Raw genomic sequence first — 19,654 nt, forward strand, 5'->3', positions numbered from 1 at the left:
GTGTGACGAGAGTCTATCTCTCCTGTTTTTGGGACTGTTTTAAAAAACCTCCGATTTGTCCCCCGCTACCGGCGCTCTGCGCCGGTTTTTTTATGCCTGCCAACCGGCGTCAGATCAGATAGCGATAGCTGAGTCGCTCGTTCTTGCGCGGCCCAGTTATCTGCCAGCTCAGCAAGAAACCGCCGTCGATCTCGGTCAACTCGGCACTGTAGTGATCCGCCCCGCACAGATGGGGCTCGGCGGTCAGCCAGCGGCCATCTCCTTGTGGCAGCAGCTCGAACAGTTCGACCGGCGCTTGATAACGCAGATGGGAGAGACGGATCCCCCGTTCACTGCGCTGCCACCAGAAGCGGTTGTGCATGGCGAGTTCCCTTCCATAAGGCGTGGTGTAGCGACCCTGCTCGTTAAACAGCCAGCCACCATGATGATCGGTCACCTGCACACGCCCCTCGCCCCGACCATTCCAGTCGGTCGCCGACCCCTCGCCATTACTGGCGGTAAAGGAAAATGCTCCGACCTGTGGCAATCGCGCCCATAAACGCTGGATTGCCGCTTCCATCTCGGCCATCATAGCCCCCTTAAAATTGACAACTGACGATAAATCAAACACATGAACTACTTGATAGGGGCCCACCCTGCTCTGGTCATTCTCCTTCAGCCTGATCGGGGTCTACCTCGCCGGTCAGGTGGATGCCTACTTCTCGGTGCTGACCCGCATCGCCCTCGCCAGTCTGGTGTTTCTGCCCTTCCTGCGCCGCCGCTGGCTGCGCCCCGATCTGGCGGCCAAGCTGATGGCCCTCGGCGCCATCCAGCTCGGCATCATGTATCTCTTCTACTACCACTCCTTCCTGCTGCTGACGGTGCCGGAAGTGCTGGTCTTTACCATCTTCACCCCCATCTACGTCACCCTGCTCCACGACCTGCTGGAAGGGCGCTTCAAGCCCACCTATCTGTGGGGCGCCCTGTTGGCGGTGCTCGGGGCTGCCGTCATCCGCTTCGACGGCCTGACCGAAAGCTATGTGTTGGGATTTATGGTGGTGCAGGGGGCCAACCTCTGTTTCGCCCTGGGTCAAGTGGGCTACAAGGTACTGCTGGCACGGGAGGCGGAGCAACCGCCGCAAATGGCGGTGTTCGGCTGCTTCTATCTGGGAGCGCTGGTGATCGCATTGCCCGCCTGGTGGCTGCTGGGCAAGCCGCAATACCCAACGTCAGGGTTGCAGTGGGGCATTCTGCTCTGGTTGGGGGTGGGTGCCTCCGGCCTCGGCTACTTCCTCTGGAACAAGGGGGCGACGCTGGTCACCAGCGGGGTGCTGGCCATCATGAACAATGCGCTCATTCCGGCCGGCTTGCTGGTCAATCTGCTGCTCTGGGGCAAGGATACCGACCTGACCCGGCTGACCATCGGCGGCCTGCTGATGCTGGCCTCGCTCTGGATCTGCCAGCGTGACAAGCGCGGCCAACCCTGACCACACTCAGCCGACGACGGTGTTGTGCTCCCGTCTGGCCTGACTGTGACAGCTGGCCAGCCGGGCCAGCAGATGATCGAGCTGCTCGTCAGCCTGACTCTGCACCAGCCCGATGCTGACGGTGACCGGCCGCTGTGACAGCAGGCTGGCATCGGCAATCTCGAGGCGCAGCCGCTCGGCGATCTCCAGCGCACTCATCCGCTCGGTCTGGGAGAGCATCAGGATAAAACCGTCCTCATCCCAGCGGGCGAAGGGATCTTCCCGCCGCAGCTCGTGGCGCACGATACGCGCCAGCTTGGCCAGCATGGCGTCGCAAGCCGCTTCGCCAAACAATTGCTGGATTTTGGCCATGTGATCGACCGAAAACTGCAGCAGACTGAAAGTGCCGCTCTCGGTCGCCAGCCGCTCTTCAAGCAGTTGCTCGAAACGGCCACGGCTCTCCAGTCCGGTCAGCGGATCGGTGCCATGTCGCTCCTCCACCAGCACGGCAGCGGGATCGAGGTGACGGACAACCCCCAGCAGATAACCCCGCTCATCACGACGCATCCGCTCTTCCAGCCGGATGTAGTGACCGTGATGATGCAGAATGCGGTATTCGAGGCGCAGACCGCTGCTGCGGCCGCTCTGGCAGGCGAGCAGGGCATCTTCCAGCAGGGCAACATCGTCGGGATGAACCCGATCCAGCCAGCCGAGATCATCCGGCCAGCACTCTCCCAATCCCAACAGGCGCAGGCAGGAGGGATCACGCTGCAGTCCGTGTTGGGCTGACCAGCTCCAGATTCCCGCCTCCAGCAGCGCCATGGCATCAGACAGCAGACCCGGATCAAGCCGGGCAGTCACATCGACCAAAGGTGTCTTGAGCATTTCCATGGGGCGCCTCGAAACAGGATCTGAATACCTGCTCAATAAGTAACATTGGCGTTCACGCCGAGCAACAGGGTCAGAGCGCTTTTCCCTGATACCCGTTCATCAAGGTCTGCCAGTTCTCCGGTACGAAGTGGAAACTGGTATGCAGTTGAGACTCTTTATTGAATGAACGGAACAAGCGTTCCAGATTGGCCTTCTGCCATTCGCCGGGGGAGCGGATCGCCCCCTTGTCAAAATCGATCACCCACACCTTGCCCTCTTTATCGAGCAGCAGGTTGTGGCTGTTGAGATCGGCGTGATAGACCCCGGCATCGTGCAGCTGACGCACTGTCTGACCTATCTTGTGCCACACCTCGGTCGCCACCGGCCCCTGCTTGAGCAGCGCCACCATATCCTTGGCACCGCGGATCCGCTCGATCAGGATGTCGGCGCGGTAGAAGGGGCCCTGTTTGACCATGCGGGCACCAAACGGACGCGGCACCGGCAGCCCCAGATCACAAAGCTTGGCCAGCAAGGTATATTCGGCCATGGCGCGGCTCGACTCGACCCCTTCGAACCAGAAACGATCCCGCACTACCTTGCCCACCATGCCACCGCGATAGTAGTGACGCAGTACCAGATGGCGAGACTCATCCTTGACGAACCAGGTCACCCCCCGGCCGATGGAGGTGCCCACCACCTGACGGTTGTTCTGCCACCAGGCAGGATCGAATAACTGGGGAGAGGGGTCGCGAAAGGCCCCTTCGGCATACCAGCAGATCTGGTTGTGTTCGGTCTGTACTCGCATCGTGGAGATCCCGCTTGGTGGGTCATGGATCGCAATTTTTCAATTGGCGATGAGGCTGCCGCTCTGGCATGCCCGCAATAAATACCTGTATCAGCTACTTGCAGAGATCGGGCGTGGTGCTAAGCCCCGCGGATACTGGCTGACAATAGTGCGCAATTTTACAATCCGGAGGGGAGTTTGCATAATGCCATCCACCCTTTTTGCCAGCCGTGCGCCACATCATGCCGCTATTTAAAACGCCACCCTCCTCCATCTGCATCCTGCGGCTCTCCGCCATCGGGGATTGCTGCCACGCACTGGCGCTGGTGCGTGTCATCCAGCGGGAGTGGCCACAAACCCGCATCACCTGGATCACCGGCAAAATCGAGGCAACCCTATTTGCCGATCTGCCCGGCGTCGAGGTAATCCTCTTCGACAAGAGCAAGGGGTGGCGCGGCTATCGCGATCTCTGGCAGACCCTCAAGGGGCGCAAATTCGATGCCCTGCTCCACCTGCAGGCGGCGATGCGGGCCAGCATCGCCACCCTCGGCATCAAGGCCAAGGTCAAACTCGGGTTTGATCGGGAACGGGCCAACGACGGCCAGTGGCTGTTCACCAACCATAAGGTGCCATCCCCCGACTCCCCCCATGTGCTGGACGGTTTCCTCGCTTTCGCCAAAGAACTCGGCATCCAGGATCTGACCCCGGACTGGCAACTGCCCATCAGCGCCGAACATCAGGCGTGGGCAAAGGAGAAGATTGGCGGCAAACCGACCCTGCTGATCTGCGCCGCCGCCAGCAAGGCCTTCAAGAACTGGACGGCCGCAGGCTATGCCGCGCTGGCGGATCACGCCACCAACAAGGGCTTTCAGGTCTATCTCTGTGGCGGGCCAGCCAAGCTGGAGCGGGATCTGGCTGCCGACATCCAGCGCTTAAGCCAGAGTAAACCGGTCGATCTGTTGGGACAGACCAACCTCAAGCAGTTATTGGCACTGATTGGCGAGGCGAGTCTGGTACTGGCACCCGATACCGGCCCCACCCATATGGCCACCATTGTCGGCACGCCGGTGATCGGCCTCTATGCCCACCACAATCCGGCACGCACCGGCCCCTATCTCTGCCGCGACTACGTGGTCAGCGTCTATCAGGAGCTGGTCGAGCAGGAGACCGGCAAGCCGCTAGCCGAATTGAGCTGGCGCACCCGCCTCAAAGACCCGGAGGCCATGCGAAAAATCACCAGCGAGCAGGTGATCGCCGCCTTCGATCGGCTCTGTGCCGATCGTCAGCTGCCGTGATGACAGGGCACCTCGGGAATTCCGAGCCATCAGGCAGGGATAACCTGATAGCCTCTGCCCTCAGCCAAAGGCACAATGCAGGCTGATGTGGGTTACGCTCCCGCAGCAAGCTACGAATACTTTGATCGGCTGGAATATGATTCCGGCCGTTTTTTTATTCGCCGCATTCTGGTAAAATTCACCGCCTTTACATCCTCCTGACTCAAGAATTTTCCGCGTTTTGCGTTTGGCTGTCTCCCTTTCGGGCACAAGACGGCGGTCTCTGCTACAACCAAAACAGCGGTTTCGATTAAAGGTAATAATATGGCGCAACAAGGCACTCTCTATATCATCTCCTCTCCGAGCGGCGCGGGTAAATCCAGTCTGCTCAATGCCTTGCTGACCCAACATAACGCTGCGGGCAAGATGCAGCTGTCGGTTTCCCACACCACTCGCGCCACCCGTCCTGGCGAAGAGCACGGCGTACACTACCACTTCGTTCAGGTGGAAGAGTTCAAGGCACTGATCGAACGCGGTGATTTTCTGGAGTGGGCCGAAGTGTTCGGCAACTACTACGGCACCTCCCGCGCCGCCATCGAAGCCTGTCTGGCCAAGGGGATCGACGTATTCCTCGACATCGACTGGCAAGGTGCCCGCCAGATCCGCGAGCAGATGCCGACCAAATCCATTTTCATCCTGCCCCCCAGCCGCGAAGAGCTGGAGCGCCGCCTGATTGGGCGCGGTCAGGACAGCGCCGAAGTGATTGCCGGCCGGATGGCGAAAGCCATTGCCGAAATGGTGCACTACGACGAGTATGACTATGTCATTATCAATGAAGACTTCGAGCAGGCGCTGTTCCAGCTCAGGTCCATTATTGAGTGCCAACGGCTGGAGATGAGTCACCAGCAACAGGCTCAAAAAAACTTGCTGCAACAGCTACTGGCAGAGTAAGCCAAAAACAAGTAAACTTTTGCGTCATTTTTAAACACTGCTTTTCTAAATACAGAAAGCCCAAACACTGGAGTCCTGCATGGCACGCGTTACTGTAGAAGATGCTGTAAAACAGGTAGGTAACCGTTTTGACCTGGTGCTGGTCGCCGCGCGCCGCGCTCGTCAAATCGCGGTACAAGGCAAAGATCCCCTGGTCGACGAAGAGAACGACAAGCCGACTGTGATCGCCCTGCGTGAGATCGAGCTGGGTCTGGTGAACAATCAAGTGATGGACACCCAGGACCGCTACGAACAGCAAGAGCAGGAAGCCGCCGAGCTGGCTGCCGTTGCTGCCATCGCCGAAGGCCGCGGTTAAGTTATTCCTCCGGTTGGCACCCTCCCGGGTGCCGACTGTTCATCCCCATTTACAACCGCTCGAAAACCTCGCAAACTCAGGGCTATACCCTCAATTCCACGAATTGCCGTTTCACCGCTGCGGGGACTGTCTTGTATTTATTTGAAAACCTTAAAGAAATAGCCAGTTCCTACCTGCCGCCAGAGCAGGTTGAGAAGCTCAAGCAAGCCTATGTGGTGGCCCGTGATGCCCACCAGGGTCAGATGCGTTCCAGTGGCGAACCCTATATCACCCACCCCGTTGCCGTTGCCCGAATCCTGGGTGACATGCGCCTCGATCATGAAACCCTGATGGCCGCCGTGCTGCACGACGTCATTGAAGACACCTCGGTCACCAAGGCCGATCTGGCCGAACAATTCGGCAATGCGGTTGCAGAACTGGTGGCCGGGGTCTCCAAGCTCGACAAGCTGAAATTTCGCGATCGCAAAGAGGCGCAGGCCGAGAACTTCCGCAAGATGGTGATGGCAATGACCCAGGATATCCGGGTCATTCTGATCAAGCTGGCCGACCGCACCCACAACATGCGCACCCTGGGCTCCCTGCGCCCTGACAAACGCCGCCGCATCGCCCGGGAAACCCTCGAAATCTTCGCCCCCATCGCCAACCGCCTCGGTATTCACACCATGAAGAACGAGCTGGAAGAGCTGGGTTTCGAGGCGCTCTATCCCATGCGATCCCGCGTGTTGCGCGAATCGGTGCGCCGCGCCCGTGGCAATCGCCGCGAGATCATCGACTCCATCCAGAGCGAAATCAGCGGTCGCCTGAAGGAGGCGGGGATCGAGCATCAGGTCAGTGGCCGCGAGAAGAATCTCTTCTCCATCTACAACAAGATGGAGAAAAAAGAGCTGCAATTTCATGAGGTAATGGATATCTACGCCTTTCGTGTCAAGGTGAAGGACATAGATACCTGTTACCGGGTACTGGGGCAGATGCACAGCCTCTACAAGCCGCGCCCCGGCCGCTTCAAGGATTACATCGCCATCCCCAAGACCAACGGCTACCAGTCGCTGCACACCTCGCTGGTGGGGCCGCACGGGGTACCTGTCGAGGTACAGATCCGCACCGAATTCATGGATCAGATGGCCGATAAAGGGGTCGCCGCCCACTGGGCCTACAAGCAGGATGGCGACAGCTCGGGCACCACGGCCCAGATCCGCGCCCAGCGCTGGATGCAGAGCCTGCTGGAATTGCAGCAGAGCGCTGGCAGCTCCTTTGAATTTATCGAAGGGGTCAAAACCGACCTCTTCCCCGACGAAATCTACGTGTTCACGCCGGAAGGACGCATCATGGAGCTGCCCGCTGGCGCCACGCCGGTGGACTTCGCCTACACGGTGCACACCGACATCGGCCACGCCTGCGTCGGTTCGCGGGTCGACCGCCACCCCTACCCGCTCAGCAGCCCGCTGCACTCGGGCCAGACGGTGGAGATCATCACGGCGCCGGGGGCTCGCCCCAACGCGGCCTGGCTCAACTTCGTGGTGACCACCAAGGCACGCTCCAAGATCCGCCAGTTCCTCAAGAACCTGCGTACCGAAGAGTCGGTGGTGCTGGGTCGCCGCCTGCTCAACCATGCGCTGGGCGCCAAGAATATCGAAGACATCCCCGAGCCGCGCATCAAGCAGGTGCTCGCCGATACCAAGCATGAGAATCTGCAGGGACTGCTGGCCGATGTGGGCCTCGGCAACGCCATGAGCGTAATGGTGGCGCGCCGCATGCTGGGGGATGAACTGCCGCCGGAAGAGCAACCCAAGTCCAGCAGCAAGAAGATGCCGATCAAGGGTGCCGACGGCATGCTGGTCACCTTCGCCAACTGCTGCCGTCCGATCCCGGGAGATGCCATTATCGCCCACATCAGCCCGGGCAAGGGTCTGGTGATTCACCAGGAAGCCTGCCGCAACATCAAGGGCTACAGCAAGGAGCCGGACAAGTACCTGCCGGTGCAGTGGGAAGTGGACAAGGAGCAGGAACAGGAGTTCCGCACCGGCATCAGCATCGAGATCGTCAACCATCAGGGTGCGCTGGCCGAGCTGGCCAACGTGATTGCCGCCACCGGCGCCAATATTCACGCCATCAGCACCGAAGAGAAGGATGGCCGGGTCTATCAGGTCAGCCTGCTCATCACCACCAAGAGCCGTATCCATCTGGCCAACATCATGCGCAAGATCCGCGTGATGCCCAACGTGCTCAAGGTGAGCCGACAGAAGAACTGATCACACAGGCGGCGCAAGCCGCCTGCTGCTTTTTAAGAGACAACCATGACCCCCGAACGCTTCAAGCGCATCACCGATATGCTGGCCCAGCGTCAGCTCGATTTGACCGTCTGTATGGAAGAGGTACACAAACCTCACAATCTGGCCGCCATCGTGCGTACCGCCGATGCCATCGGCATCCACCGGGTACACGCCGTCTGGCCCAAAACCTGGATCCACAAGCGCAAGGGCACCGCCCGCGGCAGCCAGAACTGGGTGGATGTAAAACTGCACCCGGATATCGGCACAGCCGTTGCCGAGCTGAAAGCTTCAGGCATGCAGATCCTGGCAACCCACCTCTCCGACAGCTCCGTCGATTTTCGCGCTATCGACTACACCAAACCGACCGCCATTCTGGTGGGCCAGGAGAAGCACGGCATCGGTGAAGAGGCGCTGGCGCTGGCCGACCACCATATCGTCATCCCCATGGTGGGCATGGTGCAATCCCTCAACGTCTCGGTGGCTGCTGCCGCCATCCTCTACGAAGCCCAGCGCCAGCGCGAGCTGGCCGGCTGCTATCAACGCGGCTGCCCGCTCACGCTGGAGGAGCAGAACAGCATCCTGTTCGAGGGGGGTTATCCTATCTATGCCCAGCTCTGCAAAGAGAAAGAGATGCCCTACCCCCAGCTCGGCCCGGCCGGTGAAATTCTGGCGGACGAAGAGTGGTGGCAACGGATGCAGCTGACCCGCAAAGGGTGGGCGCAGCAGAGCGAGCAGGACGATCCGCAGGAGGAGTGATGGATAACCTTTTTGGCAGCTGGCTGGAATCGCAAATCATCCGGGATCACCTGACCAACCCGAACATAGAGGCCGGCGACTACAGCTACTACTCCGGCTACTACCACGGCAAGCCGTTCGAGGATCACTGCGTCCGCTACCTGCTCGGCGATGGCTCGACCCGCGACACCTGGGAGAGCGGCCTCTGGGGCGAGGTGGATCGGCTGATCATCGGCAAATTCTGCTCCATCGGCTCGGGCGCCACCTTCATGCTGGCAGGCAATCAGGGCCACCGGCTGGATTGGGTTTCCACCTTCCCGTTCAATCCCGACACCTTTGGCGAAGGGACCCGCAGCGGCTTTCTGCGCAAGGGGGACACCCGAATTGGCAATGACGTCTGGATCGGCTCGGAAGCGATGATCATGCCCGGCATCACCATAGGTGACGGCGCCGTCATCGCCACCCGCGCCGTGGTGACCAAAGATGTGGCCCCTTACACCATAGTCGGTGGCAACCCGGCCCAACCGATCCGCCGTCGCTTCAGTGATGAGCAGATCCTCATGCTGCAAGAGATGCAGTGGTGGGACTGGCCCCTGCCCCGCTTGCAAGCCAGCATGGCGCTGCTCTGCTCGGGGGATATCGCCGCCCTTTATCACCATTGGCAACAGGAGTGTGCCTGATGAAACCCCTCTCTCTTTCCCTGTTGGCCCTGACCCTGTTTTCTGCCGGAGCCCTTGCCGTGACCAATACCTATCAGCTCACCAGCGAAGCCGATGTACCCAGCCTCTACCAGCAAACCCTGCCCGACTTCTGGCGCCAGCATGCGGTGGAAGGAGAGTTCAAGGGCAAGGACGGGGTGACCATCCGCTATGCCGCGCTGCGGCAGGAGAAGGTTGATCGCGCCATCCTCATCGTCAATGGCCGGGTCGAAAGCTACCTCAAGTATCAGGAGCTGGCGTGGGATCTCTGGCGTCAGGGCTACAGCCTCTATCTCATCGACCATCGCGGCCAGGGAATGTCTGGCCGGATGCTGAATGACCCGCAGAAGGGATATGTCGACCAGTTCGACGATTATGTGCTCGATCTCAAGCAGTTTCACGACCAGATAATCATGGCGGACCAGCCTGCCAAGCTGTTCCTGCTGGCCCACTCCATGGGCGGAGCCATCTCGGCCCGCTATCTGGAACGCTGGCCCGATGATATCAAGGCGGCTGTGCTCTCCTCCCCCATGCTGGGCATCAATCTCGGCGGTCTGCCCAAGTGGCTGGCCAAGGGATTGGCAAGCACCATAGGCACGGTCGGCGGCTGGCTTGGCGAGCCTCCCTACGGCCCCGGTCAGGGCGCCTATCAGGATCACGGCTTTGCCGACAACGAGCTGACTCACAGTCAGTCACGCTATCAGGCCTTCCGCCAAATCTACGAACAGCACCCGCAGATCAAGCTGGGTGGCGCGACCGCCCACTGGATTTATCAGGGGATCACCGGTGCCGATGCCGCCATCGCCGATGCGGACGCCATCAAAACCCCGCTGCTGGTGCTGCAAGCTGGCAACGACAGCGTGGTGGACAATGCCGCACAGGATCGCTTCTGCACCATTGCCAAGTGCGAAGGGGGCAAACCACTGCGCATCGAGGGTGCCTGGCACGAGCTGTTTATCGAATCCGATGACAAGCGCCAGCCCGCCCTGACCGCGATGGTCGACTTTTTCGCCCGCTTCTGAGCTGGCTATTTTTTGTAACCCTAAATAAATGGGGTGACAGTGCGGGCTAAGGTAAACTGCCCCTGTTTTCAATCGATGCCGAGGTAATGATGTTCAAGGTAGTTGTATCCGATCTCGATGGCACTCTGCTCAACAAGCAGCACCAGATCTCTCCCCGTACCCGGGATACCCTGCACCGCCTGGTAGAACAAGGTGTGAAATTCGTGGTCGCCACCGGCCGTCATCATGTTGACGTTCGCAGCTTCCGCGATGCGCTGGGGATGGACATCTACCTCATTACCTCCAATGGCGCCGTGGTCCATGACAAACAGGATCAGCTGATTTTCAACCAGCCGCTGCCGACCGAGATCGCCGCCGAACTGATTGCACTGGAGCGCGACCCCTCTATCCACCTCAATGTCTATCAGGGTGATGACTGGGTGGTGGAAGAGGAGCTGCCCTGGCTGCTGCAGTTCCACGACGAGTCAGGGTTCACCTACCGTCTGGTCGATGACCTGAAGCAGGAACCGAAAGAGCAGATCAACAAGGTGTTCTACATCGGCGACCACGAGAAGCTGCTGAAGATCGAGGCGCACCTCAACCAGCGCTATGGCGATCAGCTCAACGTCACCTTCTCCCTGCCGGACTGCCTCGAAGTGATGCACGCCGGGGTGCACAAGGGTAATGCTGTGCGGGCCGTGCTGGAGCAGAACGGCTTCGACATGTCGGAGGCGATCGCCTTCGGCGATGGCATGAACGACTTCGAGATGTTGACCATGGTGGGACGCGGCATCGTGATGGGCAACGCCCATGACCGCCTGAAAATGGCGCTGCCGGAGTATGAGCAGACCCTCACCTCCGATGAAGATGGCGTCGCCGTCTATCTGGAGAAGCTGTTCGAGCTGGAGAGCGTCAGCGCTGCCTGATCCTCTTCATCCCGACATCCGATTCAGCAAAGCCTCACCATGTGAGGCTTTGTTTTTTCAGGGTTTCCAGCCAGGGATTGGGCCGCTGCCAGCTGAAGCTCTGGTTCGCTCCGCCGTAGCATTCAGCCAGTCGCAGCGGCGTGCCGGGGGTATGGCGTCGCCCGGCCACATCGAGGCAACGGGAGACCTTGCTGTTGAACAGCCTGTCTTTCTGCCACTCCCACTGCGCCTGACCGTCACAGGGTGCCAGCATCACTTCGCTGTCGTTTTTGGCTTGCAGGCAGAGATCCTGCAGGCGCAACTCACCCAGATCCCACTCGAACACTCTTGATCGTCTTTTCCGCTGCAAGGTTGTGCCAACACCTTCTGTTGGGACACCGCAACGCAAAAATCACCGCTGGTCAGCAAGGGGGAGAGAGAACGCTCCTCCTGCGGTTGTGATGCAATGGAGCCCATCATCACATCGGTGGATGGCGGCTTGATGGTACAGCCACCCAGCAGCAAGGCAGCCAGCAGGGCGGGAGAGCAAGCAAAGGAAATTTTGTTATTCATGGAAAAATGCCTGAAATGGGCCGATGACATCCGGTTGTCAGTGACTCGAGACTGAAGCATAACCGAAAGGCGGGGCGCGCTGCCCAAATAGAGTGTAAACAGACGTAACAGGGAGAGAGTGCTGGCCCAGCGGAGGCCAGAAAGCAAAAAACCCCGCCGAAGCGAGGTTTTTCTAAATGTGGTCGGTGATAAAGGATTCGAACCTTTGACCCTCTGGTCCCAAACCAGATGCGCTACCGGACTGCGCTAATCACCGAGGCTATTTCTTTCAAAATAGTTTACTTCAAAAAAACAAAGACGACCTGATGGTCATCCTCGTCATACAGCAAGTATGGTGCGAAGAGAGGGACTCGAACCCTCACACCCGGGGGGCACTAACACCTGAAGCTAGCGCGTCTACCAATTCCGCCACCTTCGCGTACCTGACAAGCTGTAAAATGGGGTGGCTGATGGGGCTCGAACCCACGACAACCGGAATCACAATCCGGGACTCTACCAACTGAGCTACAGCCACCACAGCTGTTTTCGTTCCACAACAACGCCCGTTTAACCGACGCACTTTTTATGGTGCGCCCGACAGGATTCGAACCTGTGACCTCTGCCTCCGGAGGGCAGCGCTCTATCCAGCTGAGCTACGGGCGCTACGCTGTCGAACGGGGCGCATTATTAATGATGGTTGCTGGTTTGTCTACACTTTTCTGTCACCGAAACACTGTTCGTTGTTTTTTCAAGCACATTGCGCACTTTTCTTCCACTATTCCCCTGCTGACAGCCGAAAAGGGGCTGATCGCAGTCGCAAATCGCCTTGCTGCCTTGACTTGATTTGATGCCCATCTAGAATGAATGAACGTTCATTCAATCGAAAGTCACACTGATGATTCTGGATAAAAAAGAGAGCATCTTCAACGCGGCCCATGAGGTACTGGGTGAACGGGGTTTTCATGGTCTGTCGATTGCGGAAGTCGCCAAGAAGGCCAATGTTGCCACCGGCACCATCTATCGCTACTTCGGCGACAAGGATGATCTGATCCGGCAACTGCACCAGCACACTATCTTGCAGTGTGTGCCCATGGTCATGGCCGATGTAGCAATCGATAAAGTTTCATTTCAACAATTTCGCCAATTATGGCTCAATATTCATGCCATTTTTGTTAACGAACCCAACGCTATCCGGTGCAAATTGCAGTACGAGAGCTCTCCGCTAGGGGCAGAATTGGAGACCAATCCTGTCATTCTGGCCGCCTGGGAGCCTCTGGACCGATTTTTTGAACAGGGCGTTGAACAAGGATTGTTTATTGATTTACCGATACGGGCACTCCAGGTGTTGAGTCTGGACAGTGTCATGCATCTAGCCCTGCAGTGCAGGGTTCACAACATCACGCTGACCGAATCGCAATTGGAAACCGCGATCCGGGCCAGCTGGAATGCCATTTTATCCCCCAATCTTTCCACCTCAGGAGCCTGTTCATGAAAAAGTGGATGGCCATTATGTTGCTGATAGCGATCGCCTTGTTTGGCAGCGTCATCGGCTTCAATTTGTTCAAACAGAAGATGATTGCCCAATACATGGCCAACCGGCCGGAACCCGAGTTCCCCGTCACCGCCATGGTGACCAAGGCGCAGGATTGGGTACCGACCATCGAAGCGATCGGCTTCATCGAGCCGAATCAGGGGGTGACCCTCTCCACCGAACTGGCAGGTACCATTGACGCCATCACCTTCGAGTCGGGCAAGCCGGTCAAGGCCGACCAACTGCTGCTGAGCCTGGACTCCACCGTGGAGCGGGCCAATCTGCGCGCCTCCCAGGCCAAGCTACCGGCGGCAAAAGCCAAGTTCGATCGTTTCCAGAACCTCTACAAGACCAGCTCCATCTCCAAAGAGCAGCTGGATGAGGCGGAAGCGGCCTATCGCTCGCTGGAGGCGGATATCGAGAGTCTGAAGGCGACCATTGCCCGTCGTGAAGTCCGTGCGCCCTTTAGCGGCGTGGTCGGCCTGCGCAATGTGTTCCTCGGTCAGTATCTGCAGCCGGGCACAGATATCGTGCGCCTGGAAGATACCAGCGTGATGCGCCTGCGCTTCACCGTGCCCCAGACCGATATCTCCAAAATCAAGTTGGGCCAGACCATCAAGATCAATGTGGATGCCTATCCGCAAACCCAGTTTGATGGTCACATCACCGCCATCGAGCCTGCGGTCAACTTCCAGAGCGGCCTGATCCAGGTACAGGCAGACATTCCGAACAACGACGGCCAGCTCCGTTCCGGTATGTTCGCCCGCGCCAGCATCATTCTGCCGACGGTGAAAGATCAGATCGTGATCCCGCAATCCGCTATCTCCTTCACCCTTTACGGTCAGAACGTCTATGTGCTCAAAGAGGGCGAAGAGACCGACAAAGAGGGTAACAAGGTGAAAGTGCTGCGAGCCAAGCAGGTTGTGGTCAAGGCTGGTGAGCGCCGTGGCAACGATGTGCATGTGCTCTCCGGCATCCAGGCCGGTGACCAGATCGTACTGTCGGGTCAGGTTCGCCTGAGCAACGACACCAAGGTGCATGTGGTCGAGAACGATGCCCTGGCCGTTCCGGCACAAACCCCGATGCTGTAAGCGCGGAGATCTGCGATGCGATTTACTGACATATTTATAAAACGGCCTGTGCTGGCGATCTCGCTCAGCTTCCTGATCGCCTTGCTGGGCTTTCAGGCCATCTTCAAGATGCAGGTACGGGAATACCCCGAGGTGACCAACACGGTGATCACCGTCAGCACTGGCTACTATGGCGCCAGTTCTGATCTGATCCAGGGGTTCATCACCCAGCCGCTGGAACAGGCGGTCGCGCAAGCCGACAACATCGACTTCATGACCTCCTCCAGCCAGCTGGGTAGCTCCACCATCACTGCGTACATGAAGCTCAACACCGACCCCAACGCCGCGCTGTCCGACATCCTGGCGAAGGTGAACTCGGTGCGCTCCCAGTTGCCGAAAGAGGCGGAAGACCCGTCGGTCACCTCCTCCACCGGTTCAACCACGGCGGTGCTCTACCTCGGCTTTACCAGCCCGGAGCTCAATTCCAGCCAGATCACCGACTATCTGGAGCGGGTTATCAAGCCGCAGCTCTTTACCGTGGGCGGGGTCTCCAAGGTTGATCTCTACGGTGGTGTCGAGTTTGCCCTGCGGGTATGGCTGGATCCGGCCAAGATGGCGGCCTTCAACCTGACTGCCAGTGACGTGATGACGGTGCTCAACAGCAACAACTATCAGTCCGCGACAGGTCAGGCGACCGGTTACTTCACCCTGTTCAACGGCAACGCCGAGACCCAGGTCAAGGATGTCGACGAGCTGAAGCGTCTGGTCGTTGCTACCCGTGACGGCAAGGTGATCCGCCTTTCCGACATTGCCAAGGTGACCCTCGAGAAGAGCCACGACATCTATCGTGCCAGCGCCAACGGCCGCGAAGCAGTGGTCATGGCGGTCAACGCTGCGCCGACAGCCAACCCCATCAACATCGCCCACGATGTGCTGGCGTTGCTGCCGAGCCTTGAGCGCAATATGCCGAGCACCATGCGTCTCAACGTGATGTATGACTCAACAGTGGCGATCAACGAGTCCATCCACGAGGTTATCAAGACCATCCTGGAGGCAGCCGCTATCGTTCTGGTGGTCATCACCCTGTTCCTCGGTTCGTTCCGCGCGGTCATCATCCCGATCATCACCATTCCGCTCAGTCTTATCGGCGTAGTGATGATGATGGATATGTTCGGCTTCTCGATAAACCTGATGACCCTGCTGGCGATGGTGCTGGCGATCGGTCTGGTGGTGGATGACGCCATCGTGGTGCTGGAGAACGTCGACCGCCATATCAAGGAGGGGGAAGAACCCTTCCGGGCCGCCATTATCGGTACCCGCGAGATCGCGGTACCGGTTATCGCCATGACAGTCACCCTGGCGGCGGTATACGCGCCTATCGCCCTGATGGGTGGTATAACAGGCTCCCTGTTCAAGGAGTTTGCCCTGACTCTGGCTGGCGCCGTGTTCGTCTCGGGCATCATCGCCCTGACTCTGTCACCGATGATGTGTTCCAAGATGCTCAAGGCCAACGAGAAGCCGGGCAAATTCGAGAGCACAGTCCACCACCTGCTGGAGCGGATGACCGATCGCTACGACAGCATGCTGCACGCCGTGATGAAAAAGCGCCCCGTCATCGTGGTATTCGCCGTCATCGTCTTCGCCAGCCTGCCGCTGCTGTTCAAGTTCATCCCGAGCGAACTGGCACCGTCAGAGGACAAGGGGGTAATGGCCGTGCTGGGTACCGCACCGTCCAACGCCAACCTGGACTACATCGAAAACACCATGGCGGATGTGAACAAGATCCTGGACGACCAGCCCGAGATCGCCTTCTCCCAGGTCTTCTCAGGGGTGTTCAACGCCAACCAGGCGTTCGGTATCGCCTCCATGGTGCCCTGGAGCCAGCGTGAAGCGAGCCAGAAAGAGGTGCTGGACCGGGTCGCCAATCTGGTGAAAGACATCCCAGGTATGGCCATCACCACCTTCCAGTTCCCGGAACTGCCGGGTGCATCGAGTGGTCTGCCGATCCAGTTCGTCATCACCACCCCGAACAGCTTCGAAAGCCTGTTCCTGGTGGCCGGTGAAATTCTGGCAGCGGCACAGAGTAACGGTCAGTTCGTCTATTCGGATCTCGATCTGAACTACGACTCCGCCACCATGAAGATCCGCATCGACAAGGACAAGGCGGGTGCCTACGGCATCACCATGCAGGATATCGGAATCACCATGGGCACCATGATGGCGGACGGTTACGTCAACCGTATCGACCTGGATGGCCGCTCCTACGAGGTGATCCCGCAGGTCGAGCGCAAGTACCGTCTCAATCCGGAGTCCATCAAGGGCTACTACGTGCGGGCCGCCGACGGCAAGTCGATCCCGCTCGGCAGCCTGATCAGCATTGAAGTGGTTGGCGAGCCCCGCGCCCTGCCCCACTTCAACCAGCTGAACTCTGCCACCATAGGCGCCGTTCCGGCTCCGGGCGTGGCCATGGGTGATGCGATCAACTGGTTCCAGACCACCGCCGACGAGAAGCTGCCGCAAGGCTATCGTTACGACTTCATGGGTGAAGCCCGTCAGTTCGTCACCGAAGGCAATGCGCTCTATGCCACCTTCGCGCTGGCACTGGCCATCATCTTCCTGGTGCTGGCAATCCAGTTCGAGTCGGTGCGTGACCCGCTGGTCATCATGGTCTCTGTACCACTCGCCATCAGCGGGGCCTTGATTGCCCTGGCATGGGGGATGGCGACCATGAACATCTACTCCCAGGTGGGCCTCATCACTCTGGTGGGTCTGATTACCAAGCACGGTATCCTGATCTGTGAAGTAGCTAAGGAAGAGCAGCTGCTGCGCGGCATGAACCGGATGGAAGCTGTGATGCAGGCTGCCAAGGTGCGTCTGCGTCCGATCCTGATGACCACGGCCGCCATGATTGCCGGTCTGATCCCGCTGCTCTACGCCGCTGGCGCCGGTGCGGCACAGCGTTTCAGTATCGGTATCGTCATCGTGGCTGGTCTTGCCATCGGTACCCTGTTTACCCTGTTCGTACTGCCGGTGATCTACACCTATCTGGCTTCCGAGCACAAACCCTTGCCGGTATTCGATGAAACCATTCCGCCCAAAGCAAACGGTGGACATTAATCATCAATCACATGCAAAGGCCCCGATACGGGGCCTTTTTTATGCTTCGCAGGAAAGACGACATAAGTGCATGAAGCAGTTAAACTAAAAAACACCACATCCAGACCGCAAGGACGCCATGTCAGGACTCTTCACCAAGACCGCCAGGGCCGTAGGCCGCAACGGACTCTCATATCGCCTGCTCTCCTACATTCTGGTCTGCAGTACCGTATTGGCGATGATCATTACGGCGCTGCAACTCGCCTGGGATTACCGCAAGGATGTTGCCGTCATCGAAGACAGCATCGGCCAGATCGAGGCCTCGTTCCTGCAACCCATCGCCGCCAGCTTGTGGAACCTGGATGAAGAGCAGGTCAAAGTGCAAATTGAAGGGATCATGAACCTGCCCAACATGCAGTTCGTGATGGTCAAGGAGATGCTCGGCAACTCCGAAGTCCCGCTGCTGACCCAGGGGGTCGAGCGGGAAAGCTATGATATCTCCCGCGAATTCAACCTCACCTATCAGGGTGAAATCGTCGGCAAGCTGTTCGTTGCCGCCTCTCTCGAGCAGATCTACCAGCGCCTCATCGAAAAATCGGTGCTGATCATGGTCAGCCAGACCATCAAGACCCTGGTGGTCTCATTTTGCATCCTGATCATCATTTACTATCTGGTGGTCAGGCACATCAACCGCATCGCCAACTACGCCCAGAAGTTCAACCTCGATCGGCTCGACATGGCGCTGGAGCTGGAAGGCCGCCCGCAGCCACGCAAGAAACCCGATGAGCTGGATACCCTGGTCTCCACCCTCAACCAGATGCGTACCCGACTGCGTGACGAGCTGGTTGCCCGCCATCAGGCGGTCGAACAACTGCAAAAGGAGCGGGACTTCTCCGCCACCCTGATCAACTCCGCCAACATGGTCATCTGCTGCATGGAACCAGATTTGACCATCGCCAGCATCAACCCGGCAGCCATACTGCTGACCGGCTACCACCAGCAGGAGCTGTTGCAGCACAACTGGCTGGATCTCTTTGTCAGCCCAGCGCAACGGGAAGAGCTGAACGATATTCTGGCGGCGGAAGGTTCACTATCAGACAAAGAGGTCATCATGCATGACCAGCAGGCTCATGAGCTGGTACTGCAATGGACCTTCGTACCCTTCTACGATGGTCCCAACCTCAAGTACCAGATCGGCTTCGGCTACGACATCACCCAGCTGAAAAAGGTCGAGCGGGAGATTATCCAGCTCAACGAGCAGCTGGAAGGCAAGGTGGTGGAGCGTACCCGCAGCCTGAGCGAAGCCAACAACCAGCTGGGCAAGGCGTACGACGACCTGAAACAGGCCCAACAAACCCTGGTGGAGTCGGAGAAGATGGCCTCCCTCGGCTCGCTGGTGGCCGGGGTGGCACACGAGATCAATACCCCCATCGGCATCAGCGTGACCGCCTCCTCCTACCTGCAGGAGCGGGTCGCCGACTTCAAGTCTCATATCGACTCCAAGCAGCTGTCGCGCTCCTATCTCAACGAGTTCACCGTCAACCTCGACGAGTCGATGCAGCTGCTGCAGAGCAACCTGCGGCGCGCCTCCGAGCTGATTGCCAGCTTCAAACAGGTAGCGGTCGATCAGTCATCGGAAGCGCGCTACAACTTCAGTCTCGCCGACAACCTCCATCAGGTGGTGGTATCGCTTGGCCACAAACTGAAGAAGAGCCAGTGCGAAGTGGATATCCAGTGCGATCCCAAGCTGTCTATCTTCTCCTTCCCGGGCAGTTTTACCCAGATCTACTCGAACCTGATCCTCAACTCCATCAACCACGGGTTCGACAACTGGGACAAACCGAAGAAGATCACCATCAAGGTGGAACAGCAGGGAGAGGAGCTGTTTATCGACTACTCGGACAACGGCCGCGGCATCCCGCCCGAAATCTTGCCGCGCATCTTCGATCCCTTCGTTACCTCCAAGCGGGGTCAGGGCGGCAGCGGTCTGGGCACCCACATCATCTACAACCTGGTGGTGCAACTGCTGAAAGGCCGTATCAGCTGTGCCAGCGAACCGGGCCAGGGCGCCCAGTTCCATATTCGCCTGCCGATCCAACATAACTGAGCGCTGGCTC

At 58.7% G+C, this 19,654-nt stretch carries 16 protein-coding genes, 4 tRNA genes and 1 pseudogene; 13 read left to right on the forward strand and 8 right to left on the reverse strand.

The genetic code is table 11. The features are described from left to right. Positions 1-109: 109 nt before the first annotated feature. A complete protein-coding gene (locus tag ACTG2B_RS22515; RefSeq protein WP_216949921.1) occupies positions 110-571 on the reverse strand; it encodes a DUF6314 family protein in 462 nt (153 codons plus the stop codon). Between the two features lie 39 nt (positions 572-610). Here ACTG2B_RS22515 and ACTG2B_RS22520 point away from each other — a divergent pair. Further along, a pseudogene (locus ACTG2B_RS22520) lies at positions 611-1,466 on the forward strand (carboxylate/amino acid/amine transporter). Between the two features lie 6 nt (positions 1,467-1,472). Here the strand turns inward: ACTG2B_RS22520 and ACTG2B_RS22525 are convergent. Then, on the reverse strand, positions 1,473-2,336 hold the full coding sequence (locus tag ACTG2B_RS22525; protein ID WP_439996872.1) for a sensor domain-containing diguanylate cyclase: 864 nt from the start codon (positions 2,334-2,336) through the stop codon (positions 1,473-1,475). Between the two features lie 70 nt (positions 2,337-2,406). After that, a complete protein-coding gene (locus ACTG2B_RS22530; RefSeq protein ID WP_429137676.1) occupies positions 2,407-3,120 on the reverse strand; it encodes a 3-deoxy-D-manno-octulosonic acid kinase in 714 nt (237 codons plus the stop codon). Positions 3,121-3,341: 221 nt separating this feature from the next. Here ACTG2B_RS22530 and ACTG2B_RS22535 point away from each other — a divergent pair, with 221 nt between their 5' ends. The 8 genes from ACTG2B_RS22535 (at position 3,342) to ACTG2B_RS22570 (ending at position 11,309) form a co-directional block, all read left to right on the forward strand. Continuing rightward, positions 3,342-4,394: a glycosyltransferase family 9 protein gene (locus ACTG2B_RS22535; protein ID WP_439996873.1), complete on the forward strand. Its 1,053-nt coding sequence runs from the start codon at positions 3,342-3,344 to the stop codon at positions 4,392-4,394. A gap of 303 nt (positions 4,395-4,697) precedes the next feature. Further along, positions 4,698-5,324: a guanylate kinase gene (gene gmk, locus ACTG2B_RS22540; protein ID WP_429074394.1), complete on the forward strand. Its 627-nt coding sequence runs from the start codon at positions 4,698-4,700 to the stop codon at positions 5,322-5,324. A 79-nt stretch (positions 5,325-5,403) separates the two neighbouring features. Continuing rightward, on the forward strand, positions 5,404-5,679 hold the full coding sequence (gene rpoZ, locus ACTG2B_RS22545; RefSeq protein ID WP_005307060.1) for a DNA-directed RNA polymerase subunit omega: 276 nt from the start codon (positions 5,404-5,406) through the stop codon (positions 5,677-5,679). Positions 5,680-5,810: 131 nt separating this feature from the next. Continuing rightward, positions 5,811-7,928 carry a bifunctional GTP diphosphokinase/guanosine-3',5'-bis pyrophosphate 3'-pyrophosphohydrolase gene (gene spoT, locus ACTG2B_RS22550; RefSeq protein ID WP_019446267.1) on the forward strand — a complete coding sequence of 706 codons (2,118 nt, stop codon included), beginning with the start codon at positions 5,811-5,813 and terminating at the stop codon, positions 7,926-7,928. A 45-nt stretch (positions 7,929-7,973) separates the two neighbouring features. Next, on the forward strand, positions 7,974-8,705 hold the full coding sequence (gene trmH, locus ACTG2B_RS22555) for a tRNA (guanosine(18)-2'-O)-methyltransferase TrmH (RefSeq protein ID WP_021230464.1): 732 nt from the start codon (positions 7,974-7,976) through the stop codon (positions 8,703-8,705). After that, entirely contained in the window at positions 8,705-9,364 is a 660-nt protein-coding gene (locus ACTG2B_RS22560) for a CatB-related O-acetyltransferase (RefSeq protein ID WP_115522701.1), read from the forward strand. Before trmH ends, ACTG2B_RS22560 begins: the two co-directional genes overlap by 1 nt. Next, positions 9,364-10,404, forward strand: coding sequence for an alpha/beta fold hydrolase (locus ACTG2B_RS22565; protein ID WP_439996874.1), 1,041 nt, complete (start codon positions 9,364-9,366; stop codon positions 10,402-10,404). The genes ACTG2B_RS22560 and ACTG2B_RS22565 overlap by 1 nt, the downstream gene beginning before the upstream one ends. A gap of 89 nt (positions 10,405-10,493) precedes the next feature. Continuing rightward, the gene (locus tag ACTG2B_RS22570; RefSeq protein WP_005339262.1) at positions 10,494-11,309 is read left to right on the forward strand and encodes a Cof-type HAD-IIB family hydrolase; all 816 of its coding nucleotides are present in this window, start codon (positions 10,494-10,496) and stop codon (positions 11,307-11,309) included. 34 nt (positions 11,310-11,343) lie between these two features. Here ACTG2B_RS22570 and ACTG2B_RS22575 read toward each other — a convergent pair whose 3' ends face one another. From ACTG2B_RS22575 to ACTG2B_RS22595, 5 genes are all read right to left on the reverse strand, one after another. Then, complete coding sequence (locus ACTG2B_RS22575) at positions 11,344-11,634, reverse strand: ricin-type beta-trefoil lectin domain protein (RefSeq protein ID WP_439996875.1); 291 nt, start codon at positions 11,632-11,634, stop codon at positions 11,344-11,346. 406 nt (positions 11,635-12,040) lie between these two features. After that, positions 12,041-12,117: transfer RNA gene (locus tag ACTG2B_RS22580), tRNA-Pro, on the reverse strand. A gap of 76 nt (positions 12,118-12,193) precedes the next feature. Beyond that, positions 12,194-12,279 (reverse strand) — tRNA-Leu (locus ACTG2B_RS22585). 20 nt (positions 12,280-12,299) lie between these two features. Then, positions 12,300-12,375, reverse strand: a tRNA-His gene (locus ACTG2B_RS22590). A gap of 51 nt (positions 12,376-12,426) precedes the next feature. Next, positions 12,427-12,503, reverse strand: a tRNA-Arg gene (locus tag ACTG2B_RS22595). A 232-nt stretch (positions 12,504-12,735) separates the two neighbouring features. On the opposite strand from ACTG2B_RS22595, the gene ACTG2B_RS22600 reads away from it, so the two are divergent. The 4 genes from ACTG2B_RS22600 (at position 12,736) to ACTG2B_RS22615 (ending at position 19,644) form a co-directional block, all read left to right on the forward strand. Then, entirely contained in the window at positions 12,736-13,332 is a 597-nt protein-coding gene (locus ACTG2B_RS22600) for a TetR/AcrR family transcriptional regulator (RefSeq protein WP_005339267.1), read from the forward strand. Further along, positions 13,329-14,462, forward strand: coding sequence for an efflux RND transporter periplasmic adaptor subunit (locus ACTG2B_RS22605; protein WP_005339268.1), 1,134 nt, complete (start codon positions 13,329-13,331; stop codon positions 14,460-14,462). The genes ACTG2B_RS22600 and ACTG2B_RS22605 overlap by 4 nt, the downstream gene beginning before the upstream one ends. A gap of 15 nt (positions 14,463-14,477) precedes the next feature. Continuing rightward, positions 14,478-17,558 (forward strand): multidrug efflux RND transporter permease subunit, encoded by a 3,081-nt coding sequence (locus ACTG2B_RS22610; protein ID WP_005339270.1) that lies wholly within the window; start codon positions 14,478-14,480, stop codon positions 17,556-17,558. A gap of 118 nt (positions 17,559-17,676) precedes the next feature. Further along, positions 17,677-19,644 carry an ATP-binding protein gene (locus tag ACTG2B_RS22615; protein WP_005357149.1) on the forward strand — a complete coding sequence of 656 codons (1,968 nt, stop codon included), beginning with the start codon at positions 17,677-17,679 and terminating at the stop codon, positions 19,642-19,644. The last annotated feature ends 10 nt before the right edge of the window (positions 19,645-19,654 follow it).

The sequence above is a fragment of the Aeromonas sp. 30P genome, assembly GCF_051919805.1.
GTDB lineage: Bacteria > Pseudomonadota > Gammaproteobacteria > Enterobacterales > Aeromonadaceae > Aeromonas > Aeromonas veronii.

Excerpts from the sequence above, each read along its gene's own strand:
- ACTG2B_RS22515 (WP_216949921.1), bottom strand. The coding sequence starts at position 571 with ATGATGGCCGAGATGGAAGCGGCAATCCAGCGTTTATGGGCGCGATTG.
- ACTG2B_RS22525 (WP_439996872.1), bottom strand. The coding sequence starts at position 2,336 with ATGGAAATGCTCAAGACACCTTTGGTCGATGTGACTGCCCGGCTTGAT.
- ACTG2B_RS22530 (WP_429137676.1), bottom strand. The coding sequence starts at position 3,120 with ATGCGAGTACAGACCGAACACAACCAGATCTGCTGGTATGCCGAAGGG.
- ACTG2B_RS22535 (WP_439996873.1), top strand. The coding sequence starts at position 3,342 with ATGCCGCTATTTAAAACGCCACCCTCCTCCATCTGCATCCTGCGGCTC.
- gmk (WP_429074394.1), top strand. The coding sequence starts at position 4,698 with ATGGCGCAACAAGGCACTCTCTATATCATCTCCTCTCCGAGCGGCGCG.
- rpoZ (WP_005307060.1), top strand. The coding sequence starts at position 5,404 with ATGGCACGCGTTACTGTAGAAGATGCTGTAAAACAGGTAGGTAACCGT.
- trmH (WP_021230464.1), top strand. The coding sequence starts at position 7,974 with ATGACCCCCGAACGCTTCAAGCGCATCACCGATATGCTGGCCCAGCGT.
- ACTG2B_RS22560 (WP_115522701.1), top strand. The coding sequence starts at position 8,705 with ATGGATAACCTTTTTGGCAGCTGGCTGGAATCGCAAATCATCCGGGAT.
- ACTG2B_RS22565 (WP_439996874.1), top strand. The coding sequence starts at position 9,364 with ATGAAACCCCTCTCTCTTTCCCTGTTGGCCCTGACCCTGTTTTCTGCC.
- ACTG2B_RS22570 (WP_005339262.1), top strand. The coding sequence starts at position 10,494 with ATGTTCAAGGTAGTTGTATCCGATCTCGATGGCACTCTGCTCAACAAG.
- ACTG2B_RS22600 (WP_005339267.1), top strand. The coding sequence starts at position 12,736 with ATGATTCTGGATAAAAAAGAGAGCATCTTCAACGCGGCCCATGAGGTA.
- ACTG2B_RS22605 (WP_005339268.1), top strand. The coding sequence starts at position 13,329 with ATGAAAAAGTGGATGGCCATTATGTTGCTGATAGCGATCGCCTTGTTT.
- ACTG2B_RS22610 (WP_005339270.1), top strand. The coding sequence starts at position 14,478 with ATGCGATTTACTGACATATTTATAAAACGGCCTGTGCTGGCGATCTCG.
- ACTG2B_RS22615 (WP_005357149.1), top strand. The coding sequence starts at position 17,677 with ATGTCAGGACTCTTCACCAAGACCGCCAGGGCCGTAGGCCGCAACGGA.